23 protein-coding genes are annotated in these 25,824 nt (G+C 68.9%); 10 read left to right on the top strand and 13 right to left on the bottom strand.

From position 1 onward, the window contains the following. Positions 1-631: 631 nt before the first annotated feature. From ABIE45_RS25570 to ABIE45_RS25550, 5 genes are all read right to left on the bottom strand, one after another. Positions 632-1,117, bottom strand: coding sequence for a DUF3280 domain-containing protein (locus ABIE45_RS25570; RefSeq protein ID WP_192710840.1), 486 nt, complete (start codon positions 1,115-1,117; stop codon positions 632-634). A 71-nt stretch (positions 1,118-1,188) separates the two neighbouring features. After that, positions 1,189-2,244, bottom strand: a complete 1,056-nt coding sequence (locus tag ABIE45_RS25565) for an HlyD family secretion protein (protein ID WP_192710839.1) — start codon at positions 2,242-2,244, stop codon at positions 1,189-1,191. Next, positions 2,245-2,439, bottom strand: a complete 195-nt coding sequence (locus ABIE45_RS25560; RefSeq protein WP_192710838.1) for a DUF1656 domain-containing protein — start codon at positions 2,437-2,439, stop codon at positions 2,245-2,247. Positions 2,440-2,463: 24 nt separating this feature from the next. Further along, positions 2,464-4,497, bottom strand: coding sequence for an FUSC family protein (locus tag ABIE45_RS25555; protein WP_192710837.1), 2,034 nt, complete (start codon positions 4,495-4,497; stop codon positions 2,464-2,466). Positions 4,498-4,612: 115 nt separating this feature from the next. Beyond that, on the bottom strand, positions 4,613-4,900 hold the full coding sequence (locus tag ABIE45_RS25550; protein WP_192710836.1) for a hypothetical protein: 288 nt from the start codon (positions 4,898-4,900) through the stop codon (positions 4,613-4,615). A gap of 245 nt (positions 4,901-5,145) precedes the next feature. Between ABIE45_RS25550 and ABIE45_RS25545 the strand changes: the two genes are divergently transcribed. Next, on the top strand, positions 5,146-5,781 hold the full coding sequence (locus tag ABIE45_RS25545) for a glutathione S-transferase N-terminal domain-containing protein (protein ID WP_192710835.1): 636 nt from the start codon (positions 5,146-5,148) through the stop codon (positions 5,779-5,781). An 8-nt stretch (positions 5,782-5,789) separates the two neighbouring features. Here the strand turns inward: ABIE45_RS25545 and ABIE45_RS25540 are convergent, their stop codons facing one another. Then, the gene (locus ABIE45_RS25540) at positions 5,790-6,254 is read right to left on the bottom strand and encodes a DUF2147 domain-containing protein (RefSeq protein WP_192710834.1); all 465 of its coding nucleotides are present in this window, start codon (positions 6,252-6,254) and stop codon (positions 5,790-5,792) included. A 268-nt stretch (positions 6,255-6,522) separates the two neighbouring features. Between ABIE45_RS25540 and ndk the strand changes: the two genes are divergently transcribed. Both ndk and ABIE45_RS25530 read left to right on the top strand, forming a co-directional pair. Further along, complete coding sequence (gene ndk, locus ABIE45_RS25535; protein WP_192710833.1) at positions 6,523-6,945, top strand: nucleoside-diphosphate kinase; 423 nt, start codon at positions 6,523-6,525, stop codon at positions 6,943-6,945. Positions 6,946-7,114: 169 nt separating this feature from the next. Next, positions 7,115-7,480, top strand: coding sequence for a hypothetical protein (locus ABIE45_RS25530; protein WP_192710832.1), 366 nt, complete (start codon positions 7,115-7,117; stop codon positions 7,478-7,480). A 331-nt stretch (positions 7,481-7,811) separates the two neighbouring features. Here ABIE45_RS25530 and purN read toward each other — a convergent pair whose 3' ends face one another. After that, positions 7,812-8,462 (bottom strand): phosphoribosylglycinamide formyltransferase, encoded by a 651-nt coding sequence (gene purN, locus ABIE45_RS25525; protein WP_192710831.1) that lies wholly within the window; start codon positions 8,460-8,462, stop codon positions 7,812-7,814. Further along, positions 8,462-9,541, bottom strand: coding sequence for a phosphoribosylformylglycinamidine cyclo-ligase (gene purM, locus ABIE45_RS25520; protein WP_192710830.1), 1,080 nt, complete (start codon positions 9,539-9,541; stop codon positions 8,462-8,464). The genes purN and purM overlap by 1 nt, the downstream gene beginning before the upstream one ends. Positions 9,542-9,683: 142 nt before the next feature. On the opposite strand from purM, the gene ABIE45_RS25515 reads away from it, so the two are divergent. The 5 genes from ABIE45_RS25515 to ABIE45_RS25495 all read left to right on the top strand — a co-directional run bounded on the left by ABIE45_RS25515 (position 9,684) and on the right by ABIE45_RS25495 (position 18,614). Further along, positions 9,684-10,808, top strand: a complete 1,125-nt coding sequence (locus tag ABIE45_RS25515) for an AI-2E family transporter (RefSeq protein WP_192710829.1) — start codon at positions 9,684-9,686, stop codon at positions 10,806-10,808. A gap of 13 nt (positions 10,809-10,821) precedes the next feature. Continuing rightward, positions 10,822-11,541, top strand: coding sequence for a DnaA ATPase domain-containing protein (locus tag ABIE45_RS25510; protein WP_192710828.1), 720 nt, complete (start codon positions 10,822-10,824; stop codon positions 11,539-11,541). 104 nt (positions 11,542-11,645) lie between these two features. Further along, positions 11,646-14,039 (top strand): RNA degradosome polyphosphate kinase, encoded by a 2,394-nt coding sequence (locus tag ABIE45_RS25505; RefSeq protein WP_192710827.1) that lies wholly within the window; start codon positions 11,646-11,648, stop codon positions 14,037-14,039. Between the two features lie 82 nt (positions 14,040-14,121). Next, the gene (gene ppx / locus ABIE45_RS25500; protein WP_192710826.1) at positions 14,122-15,675 is read left to right on the top strand and encodes an exopolyphosphatase; all 1,554 of its coding nucleotides are present in this window, start codon (positions 14,122-14,124) and stop codon (positions 15,673-15,675) included. A 482-nt stretch (positions 15,676-16,157) separates the two neighbouring features. Next, entirely contained in the window at positions 16,158-18,614 is a 2,457-nt protein-coding gene (locus ABIE45_RS25495) for a methyl-accepting chemotaxis protein (protein WP_373622652.1), read from the top strand. 122 nt (positions 18,615-18,736) lie between these two features. Here the strand turns inward: ABIE45_RS25495 and ABIE45_RS25490 are convergent, their stop codons facing one another. Together ABIE45_RS25490 and ABIE45_RS25485 are read right to left on the bottom strand one after the other, a co-directional pair. Further along, positions 18,737-20,182 (bottom strand): acetamidase/formamidase family protein, encoded by a 1,446-nt coding sequence (locus ABIE45_RS25490; protein ID WP_192710824.1) that lies wholly within the window; start codon positions 20,180-20,182, stop codon positions 18,737-18,739. Positions 20,183-20,264: 82 nt separating this feature from the next. Then, positions 20,265-22,592, bottom strand: a complete 2,328-nt coding sequence (locus ABIE45_RS25485; RefSeq protein WP_373622651.1) for an NADP-dependent malic enzyme — start codon at positions 22,590-22,592, stop codon at positions 20,265-20,267. A gap of 78 nt (positions 22,593-22,670) precedes the next feature. On the opposite strand from ABIE45_RS25485, the gene ABIE45_RS25480 reads away from it, so the two are divergent. Beyond that, a complete protein-coding gene (locus ABIE45_RS25480) occupies positions 22,671-23,321 on the top strand; it encodes a CatB-related O-acetyltransferase (RefSeq protein ID WP_192710884.1) in 651 nt (216 codons plus the stop codon). Continuing rightward, on the top strand, positions 23,318-23,569 hold the full coding sequence (locus tag ABIE45_RS25475; protein ID WP_192710823.1) for a DUF3297 family protein: 252 nt from the start codon (positions 23,318-23,320) through the stop codon (positions 23,567-23,569). The genes ABIE45_RS25480 and ABIE45_RS25475 overlap by 4 nt, the downstream gene beginning before the upstream one ends. On the opposite strand, the gene ABIE45_RS25470 is transcribed toward ABIE45_RS25475, so the two are convergent. Genes ABIE45_RS25470 through ABIE45_RS25460 form a run of 3 tightly spaced genes read right to left on the bottom strand, consistent with a single transcriptional unit; the run spans position 23,539 to position 25,813 of the window. Beyond that, the gene (locus ABIE45_RS25470; protein WP_373622649.1) at positions 23,539-23,871 is read right to left on the bottom strand and encodes a hypothetical protein; all 333 of its coding nucleotides are present in this window, start codon (positions 23,869-23,871) and stop codon (positions 23,539-23,541) included. The two genes, ABIE45_RS25475 and ABIE45_RS25470, sit on opposite strands and share 31 nt — an antisense overlap. Beyond that, complete coding sequence (locus tag ABIE45_RS25465) at positions 23,868-24,944, bottom strand: acyltransferase (RefSeq protein ID WP_192710822.1); 1,077 nt, start codon at positions 24,942-24,944, stop codon at positions 23,868-23,870. The genes ABIE45_RS25470 and ABIE45_RS25465 overlap by 4 nt, the downstream gene beginning before the upstream one ends. Beyond that, a complete protein-coding gene (locus tag ABIE45_RS25460) occupies positions 24,941-25,813 on the bottom strand; it encodes a glycosyltransferase family 2 protein (RefSeq protein WP_192710821.1) in 873 nt (290 codons plus the stop codon). Before ABIE45_RS25460 ends, ABIE45_RS25465 begins: the two co-directional genes overlap by 4 nt. Between the last annotated feature and the right edge of the window lie 11 nt (positions 25,814-25,824).

Below are 25,824 nucleotides of genomic sequence, written 5' to 3'. Positions count from 1 at the left end.
TGCCGGACTGCCTCCGCCCGCATCAACGTCACGCCGGGCAGTCCACACCGTCATTTCGGGGCACCGAAGGCGGCCCCGGGATGACAGGCGGAAGCGGCTGCTGGATTGCCGCCGCGCGCAACCACGACCGTCCCGAAGCCACGACGAGATCCCGCCACGGCAATGCCGGGCAGGTGAAGGACGAACAGATCCTCGCGCAATAGAAACCGCGGCGGAACGGCTCAAAGTGGGGCCTTTCGCGCATTCGAAGACGTGCCATGCATGGCCGCTTCTGCGCCCCTGGAGCCGCGTCCGTCCGGCTGTTCGTGTTGTGCCGCTGAGTTCCAGGCCGAACCTGTCCCTGAACCGTCTAGGCGGCGTTGCGCTGCGGTGGAGTCATCCCTGTCTCCTCCAGCTTCTCGGCAACCGTTACCATTGCGAAACCTGATCGCATCTAGGTTTCCGGCCGGTCCGTGCCCGCTCTCGCTAAGCACAGGAAGAGACTGCGCCCGTCCACCGGACCGGTCAATAGCGATTTTCTCGGCAAACTGCTTTTTGGCTCACCTTGCGCACGGGGCCACCCGGTGGCGCGTTTCGGGTCAATGACTTGGATCGATCTTACGACACTGCGAAATATTCCTTGGCGCGCGACTCACTTGCCGGCGCCCATATTGTTCTCGACCAGATACCGGATGCCGCGGTCGAAGGATTCGTCCGTGTCGCCGCGTAGGTCGACGCTGTAGGCCTTCTCGGGCGCTGATCCGCCGAGGGGCTTTACGTAGACGTTGAGGTTCAGGATCAGGTTCGAGACCTTCTGGACCTCCCCGGTGATCGCGACATCGGCGCCGAGCTTACGGGCGAGTTCGTCGGCGCAGCCATTGCATCGGCGCAGGTCGGCACTTTTGGCGACCTCATCCCGGACCGGGTCGACGGAGACGACAGTGAACAGACCCTTCGTCTGAAGCAGGTCCCGCAATTGCGCGCTCACCCGCTTCAGACGCGCCGTGTCCGCCCTGTCGCTCGGCACCGGTGACAGGTTCGAGAACTGGAAGTCGAATACCGCGGCCTTCTCTGGAGTGGCCAGGGCGGATCTGCCCGCGACCAGGAAGAGGGCGATCAGGCTTGCGGATCGGATCATGCGCGCGTCCCCGACGAGGCGTTCGAGGAGACAACACCGGGGATCGCGCCGCGGTCACATCCGGGCGGACGTCAGCGCCGGTCGGCCTCTGCGGTGGGTCCCATCGCAGGTGTGGCCAGGGCCGAGACGCGCTCCCGCAGGTCCATGAACCAGTTCGGAGCCGGGGCGCGGCCGCCGTTGACCACCACGGTCGCGGTCATGCCGGCGATCAGCGGGACATCGGGCGGGACACGGTCGATGCGGATCCGCACCGGCACGCGCTGGGCCAGCCGGACCCAAGTGTAGACCGGGTTCACGTCCGGCAGTCCCTGGGTACTCGCGGCGGCGTTCGCGGTGGAGATGCCGAGCGTGACGCTGTCCACCGTCCCGGTCAGGTGCGGGTCGAAGCCCATCAGTTTGACGTCGGCGCGGTCGCCCACGTGGATGTTGGGCATCTTGGTCTCCTCGAAATAGCCGTCGATCCAGAACGAATCCGTGTCGACGACACTGATGTTCGAGGTGCCGGTGCGGGCGTAATCCCCCACCCGCATCAGCAGGTTGGTCACGCGTCCGTTGACCGTGGACTTCACCTGCGTCCGTTCGAGGTTGATCTTGGCCTGCCGCAATTGCGCCTGCGCGCTTTCCAGAGTCGCCTCGGCGATCTTGGCCGTGCCGGCAAATTGCTGCTTCTCCTCGATCGACGTGGACACCGTCGTGAGCGCCTGCCGCCGGGCGGATTGCGCGTTCTTCACCTGGAGGTCGGCCTCGCGGTTCTTGACCTCGGCGTCCGCCGACGTGACCGACACCTCGAAATCCACCGGGTCGATGACGTAGAGGACATCGCCCTTCTGGACGACTTGGTTGTCGCGGACACGCACTTCGACGATCTGCCCGGCGACCTGCGGGGCGATGTTGGCGACCTGCACGCGGACGGTGCCGTCGCGCGTCCACGGCGCCGCAACGTAGAATTCCCAGACGAAGGCCGCCGCGACGAACGCGGCCAGGAGGATCACCCCGGTGGCGGCCAGCCGGAAGATCTTGGCGGCGCGGCCGCGTCGCGGAACGACCGGAATGGAATCGGCCCGGCTCGCCTTGCGCTCCCGGGCGGGCGTCTTGGGATCGTCCTCGTCGGCAGTCGTTTCGGGCATTCAGACCAACGCAATGAGAAGAGCGAGGACGCAGACGTAGATGCCGGCCTCGGCGAGCGGGGCGTTGGCAACGTAGCGGCTGAATCGGATGCGGGCGAAGAACCAGCGCAGGACAAGAAGAATCACGAACGCGGCGAGCGCATAGGCGACAAACGAGGAAATCAGAACCCCGCCGATATGAATATCCTCGTACATGGCCGTCTTTTGAGAACCCGTCCGTCAGAATAGCGCAATGTCGAGGCGATGGAGGAACCGCCTGTGGCGCGCGATGGTTCGCGCCGCGCTGATCAGATCGCTGGCCGCGCGCGCCGTGGTGAGCCGCACGTGTCGATCCTGCCGCGAAGCGGCGCGGATCAGGTCGCAGGCGGCCGTTTCGAGGGCGCGGTCGTCGCCGGCTGCGAGCCCGGCGCGAGCACGCGCAGTCGCGTCGCGGAGTGCTCCAACCGCCGAAAGCCGGCGCAGCTCCGCGTGGGCGCGGGCGGCGGCCGCTTCCAGCCGGGCGAGGGCGAAGGCGTGCGACAGGCTCGCCCGCCGCACGGCGCTGCTTCCCGAGCTGTAGCCGGCGAACTGGAACAGGCGGTCCGCATTTAGGCTGGTGCGTGTGGTGGCGTCGCCGCCCTCGCCGACGAGCGCGTCGGCCAGGGTCCGCCGGGCCGAATCGAGCGCGAAGACCCGCTGCTGTGCGGGCGTCACGGGAAGCAGGAGCCGGACGACGATCGACAGGATGACGGCGGCGACGATGACGAGGAACGCGTTCAGCAGGAAGGTGAGAGCATCGTAAGTCTGCGGGTTCGACGGGCCGAGTAGGACCGGGAAGAACACGATCACGATGAAGCCGATGCCGAAGGTCTTCGGGTTGAGCGACAGGAAGCAGCCGAAGAAGATCACCGGTGCCATCACCATGGCGAGCATCGGAAAGCCCTGGACGCCGTTGAGCAGCGCGAACCGGGCGATGCCCGCGAAGGTGGCCGCCATCGTCATGCCGATGACGACACCGTTGGCGAACTTCTTCGGGTCCGGCGTGACCGACGAGAGCGCCGCGGTGGCCGCGACCTGCACCAGCGCGAAGGAGGCCTGCGGAAGGCCGAGCGCCACGAAGGTGGCGGCCGTGACCGCGAAGGCGAGCGCCACCCGCAGCGCGCCGCGCAGGGCCACCGGGAAGTCCCGGTGCGTCGGAAGGCTGGCGTCGCGCAGCGGGGCGTGTCCGTCGGCGACCGCGCGGATCCCGTCTTGCGCGAAGGTCGCGGCACAGACGAAATCCAGCGCCCGCTGCAGCACCACCACCTCATCGAGGGGCCGATCGCCGTCGCGAATCGCGGCGTCCACGAGGTCGCGCAGGCGCTCGTCGTCCTGATCGAGGGCCTCGCGGTCGGGCGCGTCCGCGACCCGCCGGCAGATCGCCAGGGCCTCGGTCACGGCCGGGCTCGGGTTTCGCAGATGGGCGGCAGCGGCCGCCGCCGTGCGGACCGACGCCGCCATCACGTAGAGCGCCGCGATGCAGCTCCGCGCGCCCGCGGCCCGGAGGCGGCCGTCGTCGAGTTCCCCGGCGATGGCACTGGCATCGGCTCGCATCGGCGCGATGGTGCGGATCAGCGCGGCGGTCCGGGTCGCACCGAGGTCACCCTCCGCCAGCGTCTCGCGGGCGTAAGCCCGTGTCCCGTCCCAAGCGTTCCGGAGTTGCGGCAGCAGGGTTCGCCACGTGCTCGGGGAGGCCAGCGCATCGTTGATGAAGGTGATCGCCACGATCCCGAGCACGATGACGGCAACACGGGACACGGCGGCGTCGAAGGTGCCCTGCGGATCGTCGATCTGGCCGAGCGCGATGATCGCCACCGTGTAGCCCGACAGCATCGCCCCGTAAGCCCGGGTATCCTGCAGATACTGCGCGACGAACACGCAGAGGCCGAGCCACGCGGTGAACGTGACGAACAGCAGGACCCGGTCCTGTCCGAACAGCGCCATCACCACGATCGACACGGCGGCGCCGATCAGCGTGCCGAGCAGGCGGTAGATCGCTTTCGAGATCGCCTGCCCGCGCTTCGGCTGGGCAAGGATGGCCACGCAGGTCGCCGCCGACGAGGCGCTGTCGAGCTGAAGCCAGAACGCGGCCGCGAGGGCCAGCATCATGGCGATCCAGATCCGCAGGGCGAATGCCCAGGCCGCAGGCCGGGGCACCCAGGCATCCAGAACGTTCACGGCTCGATCGACGATCGATCCGGACGGTCGAACCGCGCTGGCAGCGGCCTCAGCCATGCCGGATCGGGCTCGGATCGGGTCGCCTGTGTCGAGCCGTCAACATCGCACGCCCCCCGGCGCTTCGCAGATCAGGCGATGAAACGAACCGGAAGCTCTGCGGTTCGCACGCGAATCACGCTTTGTCGTTGCCCTTCAGCCGCTTGTTGCACTTGCTCCAGAACTGCGGCCATTTCGGTCCCTGGGCGGTCTTCTGCGCGTCGGTGAGGCCGCGCCACTCGGCGCCGCATTTCTTCTGCCGATCCCGGGCAGCGGTCTGGCCGGGGGTCGGCTGCTTCGCGGCCGGCGCGGCCGGCGCCTCGGACGTGGCCGGCGCCTTGGTGGTTGCCTCCTTGGCAACAACGGGCTGCACGGCGAGCAGCGGCACGAGCAGGGCCGCGATCCTCACAAGACGGTCGACCATCGAACAAACTCCCCCTTTTTTCGCGTCGCCTCGACGCACGGACGGGAGTTTCGCCGCTCCGTCGCGGCGCCGGCAAGTCCGCTGCGGGCGCTGCCAACAAGCACGACCCCGCATCTCGGAATCGTGAGCCGCACGTTCGCCTTGCCCTTGAGCACGGCAGGGAAATCGTCTTCACTGCGGGCGTAGTCCGAACTCGGCGGAGGACCGCCGCGCCGCCGACAGTTCGGTCGAGGAGCAGGCAGAGCATGGCAGCGGTGTCCGGGCGGCCGATCGACGTCCATACCTGGAGTACGCCGAACGGCTGGAAGATTCCGATCATGCTGGAGGAGTGCGCGCTCCCCTATCGGATCGTTCCGGTCGATATCGCCAAGAACGAGCAATTCGCCGCCGACTTCCTGGCGATCTCACCCAACAACAAGATTCCGGCGATCGTCGATCCCGACGGCCCGGGCGGGCAGCCGATCTCGGTGTTCGAGTCGGGTGCGATCCTTCAATATCTCGGCCGGAAGACGGGCCAGTTCTATCCCACGGACGAGCGCGCCCGGGTCGCCGTGGACGAGTGGCTGTTCTGGCAGGTGGCGGGGTTCGGCCCCATGCTCGGCCAGACGCACCATTTCAAGATCTACGCGCCCGAGAAGGTGCCGTACGCGATCGATCGGTTCACCGCGGAGGCCAAGCGTCTCTACGGTGTCCTGGAGCGGCGCCTGGAGGGCCGCGCCTATCTGGCGAACGAGTATTCCGTCGCCGATATCGCGACGTTCACGTGGGCGAAGCTGAACTTCAAGCAGGGCGTCGACATCAACACCCTGCCCAACGTGGCGCGATGGCTGGAAAGCATCCTGGCGAGGCCCGCCGTGCAGCGTGGCCTCGCGGCAATCTGACCGCCCGCTCAGTTCTTGTTCGCGGCCTGCTGGTTCACGTCCGGCACCCGCGTCCAGGTCTGCGATCCGCACAGCACCTTGAGCATGCAGCCCGAGACGCTGAGTTCGGCCTCGCTCTCGCGCTCCAGGCTCACCGTGTAGATCTTGCCTTCCTCGATATTGTAGAGCTCGCCGGTAAACTTCGCGTCGTCGGGCTTCAGACCCTCGATGAGCTGGAGCCCGATCACCGGACGGGCGCGCTTCTTCGGATCGGGATTCTTCAGGTCCGTGCGCGGCGCGCCGTTGTCGAAGGTCGGCGTCTTGAGCCAGACGACCTTGCCGCAGACCAGCTTCTGGCCGGCGCCGCAGCGATCAATGCGGATCTTGGCGCGGCCGTCGCCGGTGAGCCAGGTCCCTGAGGGATCCTTGCCGGTGTCGGCGGCGGCGGCGGAGAGGCCGGTCAGAAGCAGGGCGGCGCTGAGAGCGAGTCGCATGGTTCGTCTCCGGGAATGGGGCATCGCGGATGCCCGAGGGGTGGACGAGGTCGGTTGGTGCGGGAGTGAGCCGTCGCAATCGGGCGATTTTTCGGCGGTGTTGCGGCAGAGCCACGGCCGCGCTTGTCCCGCCCGGTCTTGCCACGCAGCTTGAGGCACGGGGGGGCGCCCGCTATAAGCCCGGCGCCGAAGCGAAATTCTCGCTGCCGCGGCGTGTCCGGATCGCCGGTGCGCCGCAAACCTTTTCCACAGACAGACCGGACGCACCATGGCCACCGAGCGCACCTTCTCGATCCTGAAGCCCGACGCGACGCGGCGGAACCTGACCGGCGCAGTGAATGCCGTGATCGAGGAGGCAGGCCTGCGGATCGTCGGTCAGCGCCGCATCCGCATGACCAAGGAGCAGGCCGAGAAGTTCTACGAGGTGCACAAAGAGCGGCCGTTCTTCGGCGAGCTCGTCACCTTCATGACCTCCGGCCCGGTGGTCGTTCAGGTCCTCGAGGGCGAGAACGCGGTGGCCAAGTACCGTGAGGTCATGGGCGCCACGAACCCGGCCCAGGCCGCCGAGGGCACGATCCGCAAGAAGTTCGCCGAGTCGGTCGGCGAGAACACCGTGCACGGCTCGGACAGCGCCGAGAACGCGAAGCTGGAGATCGCGCAGTTCTTCCAGGACTCCGACATCGCCGCGTGAGGCAACGGGTGGTGGCGGGTTGGGCACACCGACCTGCCATTGTCGCGCACGGCGCCGGGCCGCGCGGGGAATGCCGCCCTGTGTGTCCGGACCGTCCTTGACGGGACGGAGCCCGGAAGCGTCCAACGGCCGAGCTTAGTCAATCTCAGCCCTTCGGACCCTCAAGACCATGACGATGCGCCGCCTGCCCCTGCTGATCGCGACCGGTCTGTTCGCGCTCGGCGCGACCGCCGCCTACGCGGGCGGATCCTCGGCCCCGTTCCAGCAGTACGAGCCGGACCCGGCCCTCAAGACCGCCACGAAGTCCAACCTCGAAGGCCGCGTCCGCCACGCTTGCACGGTCGTCCAGGCTCGCCTGACCAGCGCCACCGAGGCGTCCCTGGAGCGCCCCTGCGGCTGCTACGCCCGGCAGACTCTGCGCAGCCTCGACGCGTCCGAGATCGAGGCCTACCGGACCACCGGCTATTTCAACGATTCCGCCCGCGCGAAGGCGCTCTCGGCGCTGGACAGCTGCAAGCTGCAGCGTCCGGTCTGACGACACGCCCGCTTGGTTGCTTCCAGCAGCCGCGCCCTGTTGGAAGGATCCGGCCCGTCGCTGATTGCCTGGCTTGGTCAGTCATATCGTTATTCCGGGGCGCCGTAGGCGAGCCCGGACAGACACGCCGACGCGCCCAGATCTTGCCCCGTCGGCGGATCTGGGTTCCGGGCTCCGCTGCGCGGCCCCGAAACGACGTGGGTTGGTCACTTAAATCGCCTACGTCCCGGAGACGGAGTTTCTCGAATGTGGAATCCCGCATCCGTACATCCGTACGGACAGCGCGGAGGTCGGCACCGGAGGCGTGGCCTGCGCCGGATCGCCGGCGATTTTAGAGGCTGAACAGGACGCCGTCCGGCGCCTCCTCGGCGATGACGACGCGGTCGCCTTCCAGGCGGGCGCGGCCGCCCGCCACCTGGGCGAGGACTGCCGGGTACAGGCGGCGCTCCTGCACGATCACCCGGTCGGCGAGGCTGTCGGGATCATCGTCCTGGCGGACCGGGATCGCCGCCTGCGCGACGATCGGGCCCGCATCCAGCTCCGGCACGACGAAGTGGACCGTGCAGCCGTGCAGGCGCACGCCGGCGTCGAGCGCCTGCCGGTGCGTATGCGTCCCCTTGAACAGGGGCAGGAGAGACGGGTGGATGTTGAGCATCCGCCCCGCCCAGGACGCCACGAACGCCGTCGTCAGGATCCGCATGAAGCCCGCAAGGCAGACGAGATCCACCTGGGCCGCCCGCAAGGCGGCGTCGAGGGCGGCGTCGAAGCCGGCGCGGTCAGGAAAGGCCTTGTGGTCGATGGCCTGCGTCGGGATACCGGCCTCGGCCGCCCGGGCGAGGCCGGCGGCCTCCGGGCGGTTCGACAGGACCAGCACGATCTCGGCCGGGTAGGCGGGATCCTTCGCGGCCTCCAGCAGCGCCACCATGTTCGAGCCGCGCCCCGAGATCAGGATCGCGACGCGGGTCTTGCGGGCGGCCGCCATCAGAGGGCGAGGCGGCCGGTGAAGGTGACCGGCTCAGGGCCGCGCGCGGTGATCCGCCCGAGGCGCACCGGTGTCTCGCCGGCCCGGGTCAGAGCCTCGTCGACGTCGTCGACCGCGTCGGCGGCGGCGATCACCACCATGCCGATCCCGCAATTGAAGGTGCGCAGCATCTCGGCCTCGGCGACGCCGCCCTCACGGGCCAGCCAGCCGAAGACCGGCGGCGGGGACACGGCGTCAAGGTCGACGGCGATGCCGACCGCGTCCGGCAGGACCCGGGGGAGGTTGTCGGGGAAGCCGCCGCCGGTGATGTGGGCCAGCGCCCGGATCCCGTCGGTGGCGCCCAAAGCCGCGAGCAGCGGCTTCACGTAGATCCGGGTCGGCTCCAGCAGCGCCTCGCCGAGGCTGCGGCCCGGGGCGAACGGCGCCGGCGCGTCCCAGCCGAGGCCGGTCTTCGCGACGATCCGGCGGACCAGCGAGAATCCGTTGGAATGAATCCCGGAGGAGGGCAGGCCGAGCACCACGTCGCCGGGGCGGATGCCGGGCCGCGGCAGCAGCGTGCCGCGCTCGGCGGCGCCCACCGAGAAGCCGGCGAGATCGTAGTCGGACCCGTCGTAGAGGCCCGGCATCTCGGCGGTCTCGCCGCCGATCAGCGCGCAGCCGGCCTGCCGGCACCCCTCGGCGATGCCGCGCACGATGTCGGCGCCGACACCCGGGACCAGCTTGCCGGTGGCGTAGTAGTCCAGGAAGAACAGCGGCTCGGCGCCCTGAACGATGATGTCGTTCACGCACATCGCCACGAGGTCGATGCCGATCGTGTCGTGGCGGCCGGTCTCGATGGCGATCTTGACCTTGGTGCCGACGCCGTCGTTGGCCGCGACCAGGATCGGGTCGCGGAAGCCCGCGGCCTTCAGGTCGAACAGCCCCCCGAACCCGCCGATCTCGGCATCGGCGCCCGGGCGCCGGGTCGAGCGCACCAGCGGCTTGATCGTCTCGACCATGGCGTTGCCGGCGTCGATATCAACGCCCGCCGCCGCGTAGGTCAGCCCCGTCTTCGGCTGGTTGCCGTCCTTGGCCGTCATGCCCGCGCCACCTCGTTCAATACTGGCCCCGCTCTAGCGGCTTACCGCGCGCCGCGCGAGTCGATGGAGCGGCGTCTTGATCGGCGCAGGCCGCATACCCACTCTGCCGAGTGGCGAGGTGTGCTGCGGGGGAAGCGTCATCGTGCGCACACGGGCTGTGATCGGGCTGGCCGCTGTCGTCGCCCTCGGACTCGTCATCTACCTGCTCCGCGAGGTGATGCTGCCCTTCGTGGCCGGCATCACCCTGGCCTATCTGCTCGACCCGCTGGCCGACCGGCTGGAGCGGCTCGGACTCGGGCGGCTCGCGGCGAGCCTGCTGATCCTGGCACTGTTCGTCGTCGCGCTGGTCGTGACGCTGCTGATCCTGATCCCGCTCACCGCCAACCAGGTCGTGGCGCTCATCAACGCCCTGCCCGGGATGGTGTCGCGGCTCCAGGCGATCATCGCCGACCGCTCCGGGAGCTTGCTCGAACGCATCGGCGGCGCCAACGTCCTGAGCGAGCTGCAATCCTCGGTCGGCACCCTCGCGACCCAGGCGGGGACCTGGCTCCTGGCCTTCCTCAAATCGCTCTGGTCGGGCAGCCAGGCACTCATCTCGATCGCGTCGCTGCTGGTCGTGACCCCCGTGGTCGCGTTCTACATCCTGGTGGATTGGGACCGGATGGTCGCGGCCATCGACGGCTGGGTGCCGCCGCGGCACCGGGCGACGGTGCGCGACCTCGCGCGCCAGATCGACGGGGCTGTCACCGGCTATGTCCGCGGCCAGACGCTGGTCTGCCTGATCCTGGGGAGCTTCTACGCGGTCGGCCTCTGGCTGGTGGGCCTCAACTTCGGAGTGCTGATCGGACTGATCGCGGGGTTCCTGACCTTCATCCCGTATGTGGGTACGCTGACCGGCTTCCTGCTCTCGGTGGGCGTCGCACTGGTCCAGTTCTGGCCCTCCGCCGACTGGCTGCATCTCGGCCTGACCGTCGGCGTGTTTCTCGTCGGGCAGTTCCTGGAGGGCAACGTGATCTCGCCGAAGCTCGTGGGCGACTCGACCGGGCTGCACCCGGTCTGGCTGATGTTCGCGCTGCTGGCGTTCGGCACGCTGTTCGGCTTCGTCGGGCTGCTGCTCGCCGTCCCGATCGCCGCCTCGATCGGCGTGCTGGTCCGCTTCGCCCTGGCCCGCTATCTGGAGAGCCGCCTCTACCATGCGGGGCAACCGATCCTGATCGAGCACGACGGCAAGGACGCTTCGGCCTTGACCTCCGCGGGCGCGGGATGATCCTGGACGACGCATGCGCGAGAATGCACCACCCCGGCAGCTCACCTTCGACCTGCCGCTCGACCCCCGCTACGGCCGCGAGGACTTCCTCGTCGGACCGGCAAACGAGGCCGCTTACGCGCTGATCGAGGCGTGGCCCGACTGGCCCGACAGTGTCCTCGTGCTCACCGGCCCCTCGGGCAGCGGCAAGAGCCACCTCGCGGCCATCTGGGCGGAACGCGCCCATGCCTGGACGAGTGCGGCGGCGGAGATCGGCGCCGATGCCGTCCAGCACCTGGTCTCGAATGGCGCCCTGGTGATCGAGGACATCGATCGGGCGGAGCAGCGGGACGAGGCAGCCCTGTTCCACCTTCTGAACCGTGCGCGGGAGCGGGCCTGCCCGGTCCTGCTGACCAGTTCCGCCGAGATCGACGCCCTCGGCCTCGTCACGCCGGACCTTCGCTCGCGCCTGCGCCTGGCCCCGCGGATCGCCATCGACGCGCCCGACGACGCGCTCCTGCGCGCCGTCCTGGTCAAGCTGTTCGTGGATCGGCAACTCGTGGTCGATCTGAGCGTCATCGACTCGCTGGCGCTGCGGATCGACCGCTCCCTCGGCCGCGCCCGCGACGTCGTCGCCGAACTGGACCGGGACGCCCTCGGGCGCGGTCGGCGCATCAGCCGCCCGCTCGCGCTGGCGGTGCTTCGGCGCATGGGTCTGGACGACGAGGGCTTAGAGGACGAGCCCGACAGCTGATGTCGGAAAGTGGGAGCCGTCACGAAACCGTCGTGAAGGCTGCAGGGGGACGATGCTAAACGCTCCGCGCCGCGAGGAGCCGAAGGCAGACACAGGGATCGGGGATGGAATCGACGCAGAAGCCCGTGGAACGCGACGTCGCCGAAGAGGCCGCGGAGCCCCGTCGGCGCTCGACAACACCTCCGACGACCCGGCGCGTTCCCGCCGCGAGAGCGGCGCTGGCCGACGGTCCGGCGAAGCCGGCGGTCGCCGGCGCCACGGCCGATGCCAACGATGAATGGCCTGCCTCGGCCTCTCCGGCCGAGCCGGCAGCGCCCAGCCCGGCGGCCGGGGCGGCACGGGAGCCGGTGCTGGAGGCCGGCCGCTCCCTGCGCCACACGCCGGAGCGTTTCGTGAACCGCGAGCTGTCCTGGCTCCAGTTCAACCGCCGCGTTCTCGAGGAGGCCTCGAACCCCAATCACCCGCTGCTCGAGCGGCTCCGGTTCCTGTCGATCTCGGCCAACAATCTCGACGAGTTCTTCATGGTCCGCGTCGCCGGCCTGATCGATCAGGTCCGAGCGGGCCTGACGGTTCCGTCCCAGGACGGGCTGTCGCCCTCCGAGCAGCTCCTGCGGATCGGCACGGAGGTCTCGCGCCTCGCCGCCGACCAGCAGGCCCGCTGGCGCGAGCTGCGCGCGGAGCTGCATGCGGCCGATATCGACATCGTCGAGCCGGCTTCGCTCACCGCCGAGCAGGCGGGATGGCTGGAAGAGTACTTCCTCAACCACGTCTTCCCGGTCCTCACGCCCCTGGCGATCGACCCGGCGCATCCGTTCCCGTTCATCCCGAATCTCGGCACGACCATCGCGCTGATGCTGGTGCGGCCGCGGGACGGGCGGGTGCTGCGGGCGCTGATCCGCGTGCCGGGCGTCCTGGATCGCTTCGTGCGCCTGCCGGTCAGCGACAGCGAGACCTCTGCGCGGCTGATCCCGATCGAGCAGGTCATCGGGATGTTCACCGGTCGCCTGTTCCCGGGCTACCTGGTCAAGGGCAGCGGCGCGTTCCGGGTTGTCCGGGATTCCGATCTCGAGATCGAGGAAGAGGCGGAGGACCTCGTTCTCCATTTCGAGACGGCGCTCAAGCAGCGCCGACGCGGCGTCGTGATCCGCCTCGAGGTCGAGGCCGGGATGTCGGAGGATCTGCGCACCTTCGTGGTCGACGAGCTGGAGATCTCTCCGGACGCCGTCTTCCTGGTCGAGGGCATGCTGGCCCTGAACGAGCTGTCCCAGGTCGTCGGGATCGACCGGCCGGACTTGAAGTTCAAGCCCTACAATCCACGCTTCCCGGAGCGCATCCGCGAGAGCGGCGGCGACGTGTTCGCGGCGATCCGCCAGAAGGATTTCATCGTCCACCACCCTTACGAGTCCTTCGACTCGGTGGTGCAGTTCCTGGCCCAGGCCGCCCGCGATCCGAACGTCGTGGCGATCAAGCAGACGCTGTACCGGACCTCGTCCAACTCGCCGATCGTGGCGGCGCTCGCCGAGGCGGCGGAACTCGGCAAGTCGGTCACCGCGCTGGTGGAGCTGAAGGCGCGCTTCGACGAGGAAGCCAACATCCGCTGGGCGCGCAACCTCGAGAAGGCCGGCGCGCAGGTGGTGTTCGGCTTCGTCGAGCTGAAGACCCACGCCAAGCTGTCGCTGGTGGTCCGGCGGGAGGGCGACAGGCTCGTCACCTACTGCCACGTCGGGACCGGCAACTATCACCCGATCACGGCGCGCATCTACACCGACCTGTCCTTCTTCACGGCGGATCCGGCGATCGCGCGCGACGTCTCGCGGATCTTCAACTTCATCACTGGCTACGCCGAGCCGGCGGAACTGGAGCGGATGGCGGTGTCGCCGCTGACGTTGAAGAATCGACTCCTGGAACACATCGAGGCGGAGGTCGCCCACGCGAAGGCGGGACGCCCGGCGGCGATCTGGATCAAGTGCAACTCGCTGGTCGACGGGCAGATCATCGATGCGCTCTACGACGCCTCGGAAGCCGGGGTTCAGATCGACTGCGTGGTCCGCGGGATCTGTTGCCTGAGGCCGGGCATCCCGGGCCTGTCGGAGACGATCCGGGTCAAGTCGATCGTCGGGCGGTTTTTGGAGCACGGGCGCATCTACGCCTTCGGCAACGGCGTCGGCCTCCCCCATCCCAAGGCCACGGTCTACATCTCGTCGGCCGACCTGATGAGCCGCAACCTCGACCGGCGCGTCGAGGCGCTGCTGCCGATCACCAACCCGACGGTGCATCAACAGGTGCTCGACCAGATCATGCTGGCCAACCTGCTCGACAATCGCCAGAGCTGGCGGCTGCTTGCCTCCGGAGGCTGCGAGCGGATCCAGCCGGCGGAAGGCGAGGAACCGTTCAACGCCCACAAGTACTTCATGACCAACCCGAGTCTCTCCGGCCGCGGCAAGGCCTCGAAGAAGTCGAGCCCGCGCGCGCTGAGCCGACGTGCGCAGCGCGCCTGAGTTTCGCCGCGCAGCGGCGCTGGGCTAAACGTTTCGTGCGGCGCGCCGGTCGGCGCGTCGGGCTCATCAAGGACTTGGACGTTTGGGCAGCCCTCGTGCCAACCTCACCCTCGCGCATTCGGCGGACCCGATGGCCAGCGAGGCACGCCAGCCGGTGGCCATCATCGACATCGGCTCCAATTCCGTTCGGCTTGTCGCCTATGACGGTCTGAGCCGGGCACCGACGCCGCTCTACAATGAGAAGGTGCTGTGCGGCCTCGGGCGCAATGTCCTGACGACCGGGCGTCTGAACGAGGACGCCGTCGCCCGGGCACTGGCCGCCCTGGCGCGGTTCCGGGTCCTCTGCGACACCATGCGGGTCGGGCAGGTCTTCGTGCTGGCCACCGCGGCGGCGCGGGATGCGGAGAACGGTCCGGACTTCCTGCGCGCGGCGGAAGCGGCCTGCGGGCAGGAGATCCAGCTCCTGTCCGGCCGGCGCGAGGCGGAACTCTCGGCCTTGGGCGTGGTCTCCGGCTTTCACGCGCCGGACGGCGTGGTCGGCGATCTCGGCGGCGGATCGCTGGAACTCGTGGACGTCCGTGGCGCCGTGGTCGGGCAGGGCGTGACCATGCCGCTCGGCGGCCTCGCCCTGCAGGACCTCTCCGGCAATTCGGTTAAGAAGGCCGCCAAGATCGTGCGCGAGCACATGCGCAAGGCGGTGCCCCAGCTCGAGACCCTGCGCGGCCGAACCTTCTACGCGGTCGGCGGCACGTGGCGCGCGATCGCGCGGCTCCATCAGGCCGCCCGCAACTATCCCGTCCACGTGATGCACGGCTATACGGTCGAGCCCACGGACGAGCTGAGCTTCCTGCAGGTCGTGGAGCAGACTGATGTGTCGCTACTGCAGGACGTCGACGCGATCTCCGAAGCCCGGCGCCCGCTTCTGGCCTATGGCGCCGTCGTTCTGGAGGAAATCATCCGGGTCGGACGGCCGCGGGAAGTGGCCATCTCGGCCTCCGGTGTCCGCGAGGGCCTGCTGTTCGAGCAGCTCGACCGCGACGCCCGGCTGAACGACCCGCTGCTCGCCTCGGCGGCGGAGTTCAACAGCCTTCGCTCCCGCGCGCCGCGCCATGGTGAGGAGCTGATCGCCTGGACCGACCGCTTCGTCGCGACACTCGACGGCCACGAGACCGCGGACGAGCGCCGCCTGCGGCACGCGGGCTGCCTGCTCTCGGATGTGGGTTGGCGGGCCCATCCCGATTACCGCGACGAGCAGAGCATTGCGGTCATCCAGAACGCGGCGTTCGTGGGCGTCGACCATCCGGGCCGGGCCTATCTCGCTCTCTCGGTGTCGCTCCGGCACACGGGCCTCGCCGCCGAGAAGGCCAACCCGATGCTGCGCGGGATGGCCGGGCCGCGCCTGTTCGAACGGGCGCGCCTCCTGGGCGCGCTGCTGCGCGTCGCGTTCCCGATCTCGGCCGGCATGGACGGGGCGCTCGGTCGGGCCCCGCTGACCGTGGAGGACGGCCGCGTGGTCCTGCGCCTCCCGCGAGACTGGGAGCCCCTGAGCGGTGACCGTCTCCTTAACCGCGTCCGAGCCCTTGGGCGCGTGATCGGTCTCGACGGGCGGGTCGAGGTCATGGGCGGCACTGCCTGATCACGCACAGCAAGGATGCTGGCGGGCGGCGTCGCCGCCGCTTGTCTTGCCTGCCGCGACCAATTTCTCAGCGGAGTGGTGCCGCGCGGGTCCCCCGAGGATCGCCGCTGCGCCCTTGAGATCTTGACAAGGGCAGATTCTCGCCAGCACCCAACTTTCGCTACGTTTGACGCCTTGAGCAAGCTGTTCTTGCTAGTGATTTTCTCCAATACCGTCATAGTAATTGCAGATTAAGCAATTTAATCATCCACCATATCTACGAGTACCGATTTAAATCAGCGTTTGCAGCGCATCCTCCGCCATAGCTCCAAATCATGACCGATGTGTCCCGCACATTGCGAAGCAATGGGCGTGCAATCCGCAGTTATTTGCGCTAGCGTGCAGGCATCTTCTGGACCGTTTGTTGAAACGCGGATCTTTAAACTATGCTGAAATTTGGACGTTTGTCTGTTCGCGCTCTCATGGGCGTGGCGATATTGGCCATGGCGTCGATGTTACTGACCTACGCCGCGACTGGATTAATCGTGGCGCACCGGCAGGCAGGGCAGGCAGGGCAAGCCGTTACCTTGGCCCAGGCGAGCCGCAGCCTGCTCAAGACCATTCTGCCGCTGCGCCTGGAGCGCGGGTCGTCTCTCGCCCTCGGGGGTGAGGCACCCGCAGATCCTGACACGCTCTCAGCCCTCGCGAAGAACCGCGAGGCCATGCTGACGAATTTTCGGACCGCTCAATTACTCCTGAACGAGCAGGATGTGCCCGCCGTATCCGCGACGCTGGGCCGGCTGAATGCGTGTCAGGAGACCTTGAACGCCCTCCGCCCCCGGATCGACAGCGCCCTGCGACTGCCCAAGGCCGAGCGTGACGCGACGCTGCTCCCGGCCGCGCTCAAGGCCTTCCAGGATCTGCTCGATGCGCTGACTGCAACGACCGATGCGGTTGACGCCGCGATCCCTCGGTCGGACGCGATCCTCCAGCGCTACCTCGCTATCAAGCGGTCGGCGTGGACGACCCGCGTTGCGATCGGCAATGTCGCGCTGCGGGTCCAGACGTCGCTGGCGGCGAAGACCACTTGGTCGTTGGCCGAGACCGTAGCGGCCGCCGAGGAGCGCGCGCGCCTGCAGAGCGCTTGGCTGGCTACGACCGAGGCGGTCTCCAGTGTTCCGGAGACGATCAGAGCCGCGTACCAGAAGGCTCATGCCAGCAACTTCGAAGGCGAGCCCGCATCGATTGCGCAGGCCGTCTTCGACGCGCTGAGCCTGAACAAGCCGTCCCCTGTCACATTCGTGGAACTGCGACAGCGCAACACCGTCGATCAGATGGCGATCGTCGATCTCGCCTACGCCGCCCTCGACGCGATGGTGGCACGGGCCGAAACCCTGGCCAGTGAGGCGCACGCGATTCTTCTGCGGAGCGCCGCGGCCCTGCTGGCCGCAACGCTGCTCGTCGCGCTCGGATTGCTCGCCCTGTCCCGGGGCGTTCTCCGGCCGATCCGAGCGATCTCGGCGACGGTGCGGGCGCTGGCACAGGGCGACACGACGGTCGACGTACCCGTGCACGACTACAGCAACGAGTTCAGACCGATCGTGGCCGCCGTGCAGGTCTTCAAGGAGAACCTGATCCGGACCCGGCAACTGGAAGCCGACACGGCGCAGGCACAACAGCATGCCGATGAGGAGCGCCGCGCCAGCATGCGCCAGATGGCGGATGGTTTCGAGCGGGCGGTCGGCGACATGATCGGGCAGGTCTCGGCTTCGGCAAGCGAACTCCAATCCGCCGCCGGGTCGCTGTCGACCATGGCCGGACAGACCTCGACGCAATCCGGCGCGGTCGCAGCCGCGGCGGAGCAGGCGGCCAGCAACGTCAACACGGTGGCCGTCGCCGCCGAGGAGCTCGGCTCCTCGGTCCAGGAGATCGGCCGTCAGGTTCAGGGCTCGGCCGAGTTGACGAGAGCGGCCGCCTCCGAGGCAGATCACACCGGCGCGCTGGTGCAGGAACTGCGCACGGCAGTGGCCAAGATCGGCGACGTGGTCGGGCTGATCTCATCGATCGCCGGTCAGACCAATCTTCTGGCGCTGAACGCCACCATCGAGGCGGCGCGTGCCGGCGAGGCGGGCCGGGGCTTCGCGGTGGTCGCGGCGGAGGTCAAGATGCTCGCCGAGCAGACCGCCAGGGCCACCGAGGAAATTTCGGAGCATATCGCGCGGGTCCAGGCCTCAACCGGGCAGGCGGTCACGGCAATCGGGGCGATCACCGACCGGATCCGGGAGATCAACGGGGTGGCGGCGGCGATTGCCGCGGGCGTCGAGGAGCAGGGAACGGCAACCCAGGAGATCGTCCGCAATGTCGGACAGGCGGCCGCAGGGGCCGCCACCGTGACCAGCAACATCTCGGGCGTGGCCGATGCCGCCGAGAAGACCGGTTCTGCGGCCGGCCAGGTGCTGGACGCCGCCTCTGCCTTGTCGCGTCAGTCGGACCATCTCACCAGCGAGGTCGGGCGCTTCCTGGCGAATGTCCGCGCCACCTACGCCATCTCGTCGTCCCAGGTGACGCTCGTGCGGGAGACCTTCGCCAAGGTTCAGCCGATCGCCGACCACGCGGCCGACCTGTTCTACGATCGGCTGTTCGAGATCGCCCCGCAGGTCCGGACGCTGTTCCCCGAGGCCATGGCGGAGCAGAAGCGCAAGTTGATGGCCATGCTGGCGCTGGCGATCGCGAATCTCGACAAGCCCGAGGCTCTGGCCTCGGTCGTGCGCGATCTCGGGCAGCGGCACCTCGGCTACGGGACCCAGGAGCTACATTTCGAGGCGGTCGGGTCCGCGCTGCTCTGGACGCTCGAGCGCGCGCTCGGAGCGGACTTCACACCGGATGCCCACCGAGCCTGGACCGAGACGTACGGCGTCCTGGCCGGCCTGATGAAGTCGTCCTTCGCCCGGGCGGCCTGACCGGGTACGTCCTCATACGGACACGGTGAGTCCGCAGCTCTCCCCGGCGTCGCCGCGCCGCAGGCGTCGGGATGGCAAGCCTCCATGAGCGGCCGCAGCTGCAATCGAGCCGCAGCCGCCGCTCAGGCGACGCGATCGGCGAAGATCGCCTTCTTGACCACGGCGTGGACGCCCCAATTGCCGTCCACGACCTGCGTGATCCCGAAATCGACCGCGACCGACATCAGCGAGATCGCCTCGTCCTCGGTGAGCCCCTTCGCGTGCATCAGGAACTGGCGCATTTTGCGGAAGGCGTCGCGCATGGCGAGGTCGATGGAGGATTTCTGGAAGATCGCCGTCTGCGCGTCCGGGCCGAGGTCGCGCAGGTAGTCCGGGTAGCTGAAACCGGACAGCACCCAGTCCTCCCGGGTCTCGATCATCGGGAAATCGAGGGCTTCCAGCGGCGTGCCGGGCAGATCGGCCTTCTTGTGCAGGATGAACTGGAAGGTGCCGGTGAGCGAGCACTCGATCGCGGTGCCGCACAATTCGGAATCGCCCTGACTGGCATGGGGGTCGCCCACCGAGAACAGCGCGCCCGGCACCGCCACCGGATAGCACAGCGTCGCGCCCTTGCCGATCCGCCAATTGTCGATGTTGCCGCCTGTGTAGCTCGGCGGGATCGTGTTGACCCGGTCGGCCTCGGCGGGCGCGACGCCCATCGTGCCGAAATGCGGACGGATCGGAACCCGGATGCCCTTGAGGACCTCAAAGGTCTTCTGCGTCTTGGAGTGATCGACCGGCAGGCCGGGATAGTCGATGGTCGGGTGGGACACGCCGAACGGGTCGGTCACGCCCGGCCAGCGGAAGCTGTAGACCGCGCGGGCCCAGTCGCGCTCGCCGGTGGCGTCGATTTCGTAGATCGTGACGACCTCGCGCGGCTTATCGCCGGTGATCAGGTCATTGTAATGGTATCCCCACCACGCCGCCGCGTTGCTGCCGAAAGTCAGACCCTTGTACTTGGGATTGGCGCAGGGGCGGGGCGCCACGTCGAGGATCCGCACCTCCAGAACGTCACCCGGCTCGGCGCCGCGGATCGCCACCGGGCCGGTGCAGATATGCACGCCGAGGCCGCCGCCGGGACCGATCTTGGCGTCCAGGGCGCCGGCACCGCGCGGCGAGACGCCCATCTTGTCCTTCGTCCAGAGATAGACGCTCTCGGCGCCCGGATCGCCCTGGATCATCCGCTCGGCATCGTCGCTCGCCTGATGGGTGAGCGTCTCGATGGTGACGAAGTCGCCCGAGCCGATCTCGACCTTCGGCTTGAGGCTGCGGCTGAAGAAGCCCCAATGGACGGTCTCGGCATTGGCCGGCAGGTGATAATGCGCCGTCGCGGCGATCTTAGCGCCGCTCGCCTCCGCGAGCGCGGGGCTCACCAGCGACGGGCCGCCGGCCGCGAGGGCCGCGGCGGCGGCACCGGTCGCCGCGAAGCTGCTCTTCAGGAAGGCGCGCCGCTCCGGCTCCAGATCGCGCCGGAACCGGCGGCGGTGCTCCTCGAAGGCGTGGCAGGTTGGATCGTCGCCCGCGCACATCGCGTCATCTCCCGGTCGTTGTGTTTCCGCGGGAGCGGGAAGCAAGTCGACGGCCACGCTCGCGGCCGCCGACAGTCGTTTCTCATTCGGAGATCATGCCGGCGCCGCGCTCCTCGGCCGTCGGTGCAGCCTCGTCCGCCTGGGCCTCGACCACGGCCGCGGCCGTGACGTTGACGATGCCGCGCGCGGTCACCGATGGCGTCAGGATGTGGGCGGGCTTGGCCGGGCCGATCAGCAGCGGGCCGACCGGCAGGGCATCCGCCAGCACCTTCGCGAACTGGAAGGCGATGTTGGCCGCGTCGAGGTTCGGGAAGATGAGGACGTTGGCCGCGCCCTTGAGCCGCGAACCGGGCAGCACCCGTTCGCGGACCATCTCGTTAAGGGCGGAGTCGGCCTGCATCTCACCGTCGACCTGAAGCTCCGGGTCACGCTGCTGCAGGAGCGCGAGGGCGTCGCGCATCTTCATCGCCGAGGGCGAGTCCGACTGGCCGAAATCCGAATGGCTGAGCAGCGCGATCTTCGGCGTCAGGCCGAAGCGGCTGACGTGGCTGGCGCAGGCCTGCGCCACGTCGGCGATTTCCTCGGCGGTCGGGTTCTGGCGGACATGGGTGTCGGCCAGGAAGTAGGCGCCGTTATGCGTCACAACGAGGCTCATCGCGGCGCATTGCTCCACGCCGGGCGCAAGCCCGATCACGTCGCGGATGATGCGCAGCCGCGTCTCGAACCGCCCCTCCAGGCCGCAGATCAGGGCATCGGCCTCGCCGCGCCGAACCGCGATGGCGCCGATCACCGTGCTGTTGGTGCGCACCAGCGTGCGTGCCGCGTCGGGGGTGATGCCCCGGCGTCCCGCCACCTCGAGATAGGTCTGCACGTAGGCGCGGTAGCGCGGATCGTCCTCGGGATCGATCAGCTCGAAGTCGCGGCCGTGCACGAGGGACAGGCCGAAGCGCTTCAGCCGGGTTTCCACCACCCGGGGCCGGCCGACCAGGATCGGGAACGCAACCTTGTCTTCGACGATCGCCTGAACGGCGCGGAGCACGCGCTCGTCCTCACCCTCGGCGTAGATCACGCGCTTGGGCTCGGCCTTCGCCTTTGAGAACAAAGGCTTCATGATTAGGCCGGACCGGTGCACGAACCGGTCGAGGCTGTCGACATAGGCGTCGAGATCGGCGAGCGGCCGGCCAGCCACGCCCGAATCCATCGCGGCCTTGGCGACCGCCGGGGCGATGCGCAGGATCAGGCGCGGGTCGAACGGGCTCGGGATCAGGGATCGCGGCCCGAACGGGCGCGCCTCGCCGCCATAGGCGCGGGCGACCACGTCCGAGGTGGTCTCGTGGGCCAGGCCCGCGATCGCCTTCACGGCGGCCTTCTTCATCTCCTCGTTGATCTTGTGGGCGCCGACATCCAGCGCGCCGCGGAAGATGTAGGGGAAGCACAGGACGTTGTTGACCTGGTTCGGGAAGTCCGACCGGCCGGTGCAGATCATCGCGTCCGGCCGCTCCTTCTCGGCCAGGTCCGGCATGATCTCCGGGTAGGGATTGGCGAGCGCCATGATCAGCGGCTTCTCGGCCATCTCCTTCAGGTACTCGGGCTTCAGGACGCCGCCGGCCGACAGGCCGATGAACACGTCCGCACCCGGGATCACCTCGGCGAGCGTCCGCTTGTCGGTCTCCTGGGCGTAGACGTCCTTCCAGCGGTCCATCAGTTCCGGGCGGCCCTTGTAGACCACGCCCTTGATGTCGGTGACCGTGATGTTTTCGCGGGTCGCGCCGAGGGAAACGAGCAGGTTGAGGCAGGCGAGCGCCGCTGCACCCGCCCCGGAGGTGACGATCCGGACGTCGGCGAGGTTCTTGCCGGCGAGCTCCAGGCCGTTGAGGACGGCCGCCGCCACGATGATCGCCGTGCCGTGCTGATCGTCGTGGAAGACCGGGATGTTCATCCGCGCCCGGCACTGCTCCTCGACCTCGAAGCACTCGGGCGCCTTGATGTCCTCCAGGTTGATGCCGCCGAAGGTCGGCTCCAGCGCGCAGACGACGTCGACGAGCTTCGAGACGTCCTTCTGGTCGACCTCGATGTCGAACACGTCGATGCCGGCGAATTTCTTGAACAGGACCGCCTTGCCCTCCATCACGGGCTTGGAGGCGAGCGGGCCGATATCGCCCAGGCCCAGCACGGCCGTGCCGTTGGAGAGCACCGCCACGAGGTTCTGGCGGATGGTGAGTTCGGCGGCCTGCTGCGGGTCGTCATGGATCGCCATGCAGGCGGCGGCGACGCCGGGCGAGTAGGCCAGGGCGAGATCGCGCTGGTTGCCCAGCGGCTTGGTCGCCTGGATCTCCAGCTTCCCGGGCTGGGGCAGGCGGTGGTAGACGAGCGCCCCGGCCTTGAGGTCCTCGGACATGTTATCGGCCATCGCCCACGCTCCCGCTCACCTTCTTCACCGAGGACGACACGGTCGCGCATCGCGCGGGCTCGCGTCTTGACCGGTCTGTTGCACCGGCTGCGCAGGGGGCGCAACCCGCACAACGAGACCCGGATCCACCTCGCCAAGCTGGCGAGGACCTACGGCTTCTCCATAGGCGCTTATTCGTACGGGCGTCCAAAAGTCCGCTTCCCGGAGAGCGGGCGGCGGCTGACGATCGGCCGCTATTGTTCCATCGCCGACAAGGTCGAGATCCTGCTCGGCGGCGATCATCGCCTCGACTGGTCGTCGACCTACCCGTTCGCCGCGATGCGCGGGCTGTTCCCCGACGCCCGGGCGCCCGAGGATTACCATGCCTCGCGCGGCGACGTGGTGATCGGGCACGATGTCTGGCTCGGATCGGGCTGCATGATCCTCTCGGGGGTGACCGTCGGGCACGGGGCCGTGGTGGCGGCCCGCGCCGTGGTGACCCGCGACGTGCCCGCTTACGCCGTGGTGGCGGGCAATCCGGCGCGGGTGGTGCGCCGCCGCTTCGACGCCGCGACGGTGGAGGCGCTCGTCGCGGCAGCGTGGTGGGATCTGCCGCACGATGCAGTGACGCGGCTCGTGCCGCTGCTGCAGAGCGGGCGGATCGCGGACTTGCTCGCGGCGTTGCGCGCGGGCGCGGATTCCCTTACCGGCGAGGCCCAACGCGAAGACCATCCGAGATCCGGACGATGACCGACACGCCTCCCGACCGCCTAGCCGCCAACCCGAACAGCCCGTTCTACGACGAGAAGATGCTCGAGCGCGGGGTCGGCGTCCGGTTCAAGGGCGTCGAGAAGACGAACGTCGAGGAGTACTGCGTGAGCGAGGGCTGGGTCCGGCTCTCGGCCGGAAAGACCCTCGACCGGGCCGGCAATCCGATGACGGTGAAGCTGAAGGGTACCGTCGAGCCCTACTTCCGCGACCCCGCCGCGGAGGCCTGATCCGCGACCTGCGCGCGGGCGGCATCGAAGTTCCGAACGGCATCCCGGACGCGTTTCCCGACCTGATCCGGAGAGCACGGCCCGTCTATGACGAGGCTCGCGAGGATATCGAAGCGACGGGCGCGCTGCTTGGCAGTGCGCGCGTGGTTCGAGACGCGCAGGTGCCAGGCGCAGTCCGGTCGCCGCAGGTAGAGGCTGTCGCCGCGCTCGTTGCGTGCGACGATCGCGAAGCCGTGCGCCTCCAGCATTCGCGCCGCCAGCTCCAGCGCTTCGAGCGGCGAGTGCGGCCGGTCGCCGGTCACGGCCCGGCCGGCTCGATCGTGCCCAGGCGCCGTCGCCCGAGCGCCCGTGCCTTCAACGCCAGCGCGGGCCGCTCGATTCCATACCAAGACAGGGTCGCCACGGGCAGCGTCAGGCCGAGTGCCGGGATCAGGAGGGCCAACCCGGAAGCCTGCGGCCACAGGACGTGCAGGCTCTGCTGGATCGGCCAGCCATAGAGATAGATCCCGTAGGACAGGTCGGCAGGCGGATCGAACAGCCGGCGCGCCATCGGTCCGACGGCGAGCCAGACCGCGCCATAGGCTTCCGCCAGGAACAGGAGGGCCGGGTAGGCCGGCGTCCGCGCGAGGATGAAGGCGCCGAAGGCCAGGCAGGCGAGGGCGGCGCCCGAGATACGCAGGCGTGCGCGCCAGAGATACAGGGCCGCGCCGGCCGCGAAGATCAACGGCAGGCGCAGGGCGGTCTCCGTGCCCTTCGATAGATCGGGTCCGCGCAGGCCGGCGACGATCGACAGGGCGAGTGCCAGCCCGGCCACGATCAGGAGCGCCGACCACCGGCGCCGGAGCAGGCCGCACAGGGCAGCGACGAGGACGCCGAGGTAGCACAGCACCTCGTACTTGAGCGTCCAGACCGTGCCGAGGGGCGCCCGGTAGGGGTTGGATTCGAAGACGCCGGGGAGGGCGGCGTTGCTCTTGAAGGTCGTCAGCGTCCCGCGGATGAACGTCCACAAGGCCGGATCGCGCAGGTACTCGGCGACGGGCAGGCGCGTCAGCATCGCGCCGAGCCCCAGCGACACCACGAGGGTCGCGGCAACCAATCCGGGCAGGATCCGCAGGGTCCGGGCGAGGGCGTAGTCCCGGATGCCGCGGCGGTCGCAGCTCATCGTGACCAGGAAGCCCGACACGGCGAAGAAGCCGTTCACCGCGTGCTCGCCCAGCGTGTAGCCGGTGAGCCGGGCGAGGGGCTCGTCGCCGGCCGCGCCGGTCGCGACGCTGAACGCGTGGGACACCACCACGGCCAGAGCCAGCATCAGCCTCAGGCCGGTGAAGCCATTTCGCCCGCGTTCCAGCGCAATCGCGATCGTCGGCGCGCTCATCCGGCCAGACCCTCGCGGGCCAGCGCGGTCCGGCCCCGCAGGAAGGCGAGGGCGCCCGCGGCCGAGCCGCCGTAGCGCTCCAGTCCCGCCCGACGCAGGACCAGCCCGGACAGCAGCGCCTTCGGCACATTGGCCGCCAGCGCGGCGAGGCTCGGGTCCGGCAGGCCGTATTTCCGGCTGACATAGGCGCGCGACCATGCCTGATGCCAGCGCGCCCGAAACACCCGTCCCGGCTCGGGCGCCGACGACCGGCCGCGACCGTGCAACGCTTCGGCGCGGTGGACGTGGATCAGGGCACGACCGCGATCGGCGACGCGCCGGCACAGGTCGTCATCCTCGTAGAACAGGAAGATGTTCTCGTCGAAACCGCCGAGGTCGAGGAACAGGGCGCGCGGCATCATCAGGCAGGCCCCGGAGAGGAAGGGCGCGCAGGCATCGCCCTGCGGCAGCGCGAGCCGGCCGGTCGGGTTCGTAAGGTAAGACGCCAGCAGCGAGCGCGCCTGGAAGAAGTAGCGTCCGTCGGGTTCGATGAGGCGCGGGGCCAGCAGGCCCGCATCCGGCCAGGATCGCGCCGCGTCCAACAGGGCATCCACAGAACCCGGTCGCAGGATCACGTCCGGGTTGACGATAAGGACGTGCTCCGCGGTCTCAGCGGCGCGGACGCCCCGGTTGTTGGCGCGGCCATAGCCCTCGTTGCGGGCGTTGCGGATCACCTGCGCGCCGGCCGCCTCCGCGACGGAAGCGGAGGCATCCCGGCTGGCATTGTCGACCACGATCGCCGGCACGTGCTGCCCGGCAAGCGCCGCGAGGCAGCCGGGCAGCATGTCGGCGCTGTCATGCGCGACAACGATCGCGACGAGACTCGGCACCGGGCGGCGGA

Source organism: Methylobacterium sp. OAE515 (assembly GCF_041806315.1).
Classification (GTDB): domain Bacteria; phylum Pseudomonadota; class Alphaproteobacteria; order Rhizobiales; family Beijerinckiaceae; genus Methylobacterium; species Methylobacterium tardum.
The sequence above is the reverse complement of the archived record's forward strand: the minus strand, read 5'-3'. Positions and strand labels throughout refer to the sequence as shown.

Coding starts and splice junctions, on each gene's coding strand:
- ABIE45_RS25510 (WP_192710828.1), top strand. CDS start 10,822: ATGCGCGAGAATGCACCACCCCGGCAGCTCACCTTCGACCTGCCGCTC.
- ABIE45_RS25485 (WP_373622651.1), bottom strand. CDS start 22,592: ATGGCCGATAACATGTCCGAGGACCTCAAGGCCGGGGCGCTCGTCTAC.
- ABIE45_RS25475 (WP_192710823.1), top strand. CDS start 23,318: ATGACCGACACGCCTCCCGACCGCCTAGCCGCCAACCCGAACAGCCCG.
- ABIE45_RS25550 (WP_192710836.1), bottom strand. CDS start 4,900: ATGGTCGACCGTCTTGTGAGGATCGCGGCCCTGCTCGTGCCGCTGCTC.
- ABIE45_RS25505 (WP_192710827.1), top strand. CDS start 11,646: ATGGAATCGACGCAGAAGCCCGTGGAACGCGACGTCGCCGAAGAGGCC.
- ABIE45_RS25570 (WP_192710840.1), bottom strand. CDS start 1,117: ATGATCCGATCCGCAAGCCTGATCGCCCTCTTCCTGGTCGCGGGCAGA.
- ndk (WP_192710833.1), top strand. CDS start 6,523: ATGGCCACCGAGCGCACCTTCTCGATCCTGAAGCCCGACGCGACGCGG.
- ABIE45_RS25530 (WP_192710832.1), top strand. CDS start 7,115: ATGACGATGCGCCGCCTGCCCCTGCTGATCGCGACCGGTCTGTTCGCG.
- ABIE45_RS25540 (WP_192710834.1), bottom strand. CDS start 6,254: ATGCGACTCGCTCTCAGCGCCGCCCTGCTTCTGACCGGCCTCTCCGCC.
- ABIE45_RS25545 (WP_192710835.1), top strand. CDS start 5,146: ATGGCAGCGGTGTCCGGGCGGCCGATCGACGTCCATACCTGGAGTACG.
- ABIE45_RS25465 (WP_192710822.1), bottom strand. CDS start 24,944: ATGAGCGCGCCGACGATCGCGATTGCGCTGGAACGCGGGCGAAATGGC.
- ABIE45_RS25490 (WP_192710824.1), bottom strand. CDS start 20,182: ATGTGCGCGGGCGACGATCCAACCTGCCACGCCTTCGAGGAGCACCGC.
- ABIE45_RS25555 (WP_192710837.1), bottom strand. CDS start 4,497: ATGGCTGAGGCCGCTGCCAGCGCGGTTCGACCGTCCGGATCGATCGTC.
- ABIE45_RS25495 (WP_373622652.1), top strand. CDS start 16,158: ATGGCGTCGATGTTACTGACCTACGCCGCGACTGGATTAATCGTGGCG.
- ABIE45_RS25560 (WP_192710838.1), bottom strand. CDS start 2,439: ATGTACGAGGATATTCATATCGGCGGGGTTCTGATTTCCTCGTTTGTC.
- ABIE45_RS25565 (WP_192710839.1), bottom strand. CDS start 2,244: ATGCCCGAAACGACTGCCGACGAGGACGATCCCAAGACGCCCGCCCGG.
- purN (WP_192710831.1), bottom strand. CDS start 8,462: ATGGCGGCCGCCCGCAAGACCCGCGTCGCGATCCTGATCTCGGGGCGC.
- purM (WP_192710830.1), bottom strand. CDS start 9,541: ATGACGGCCAAGGACGGCAACCAGCCGAAGACGGGGCTGACCTACGCG.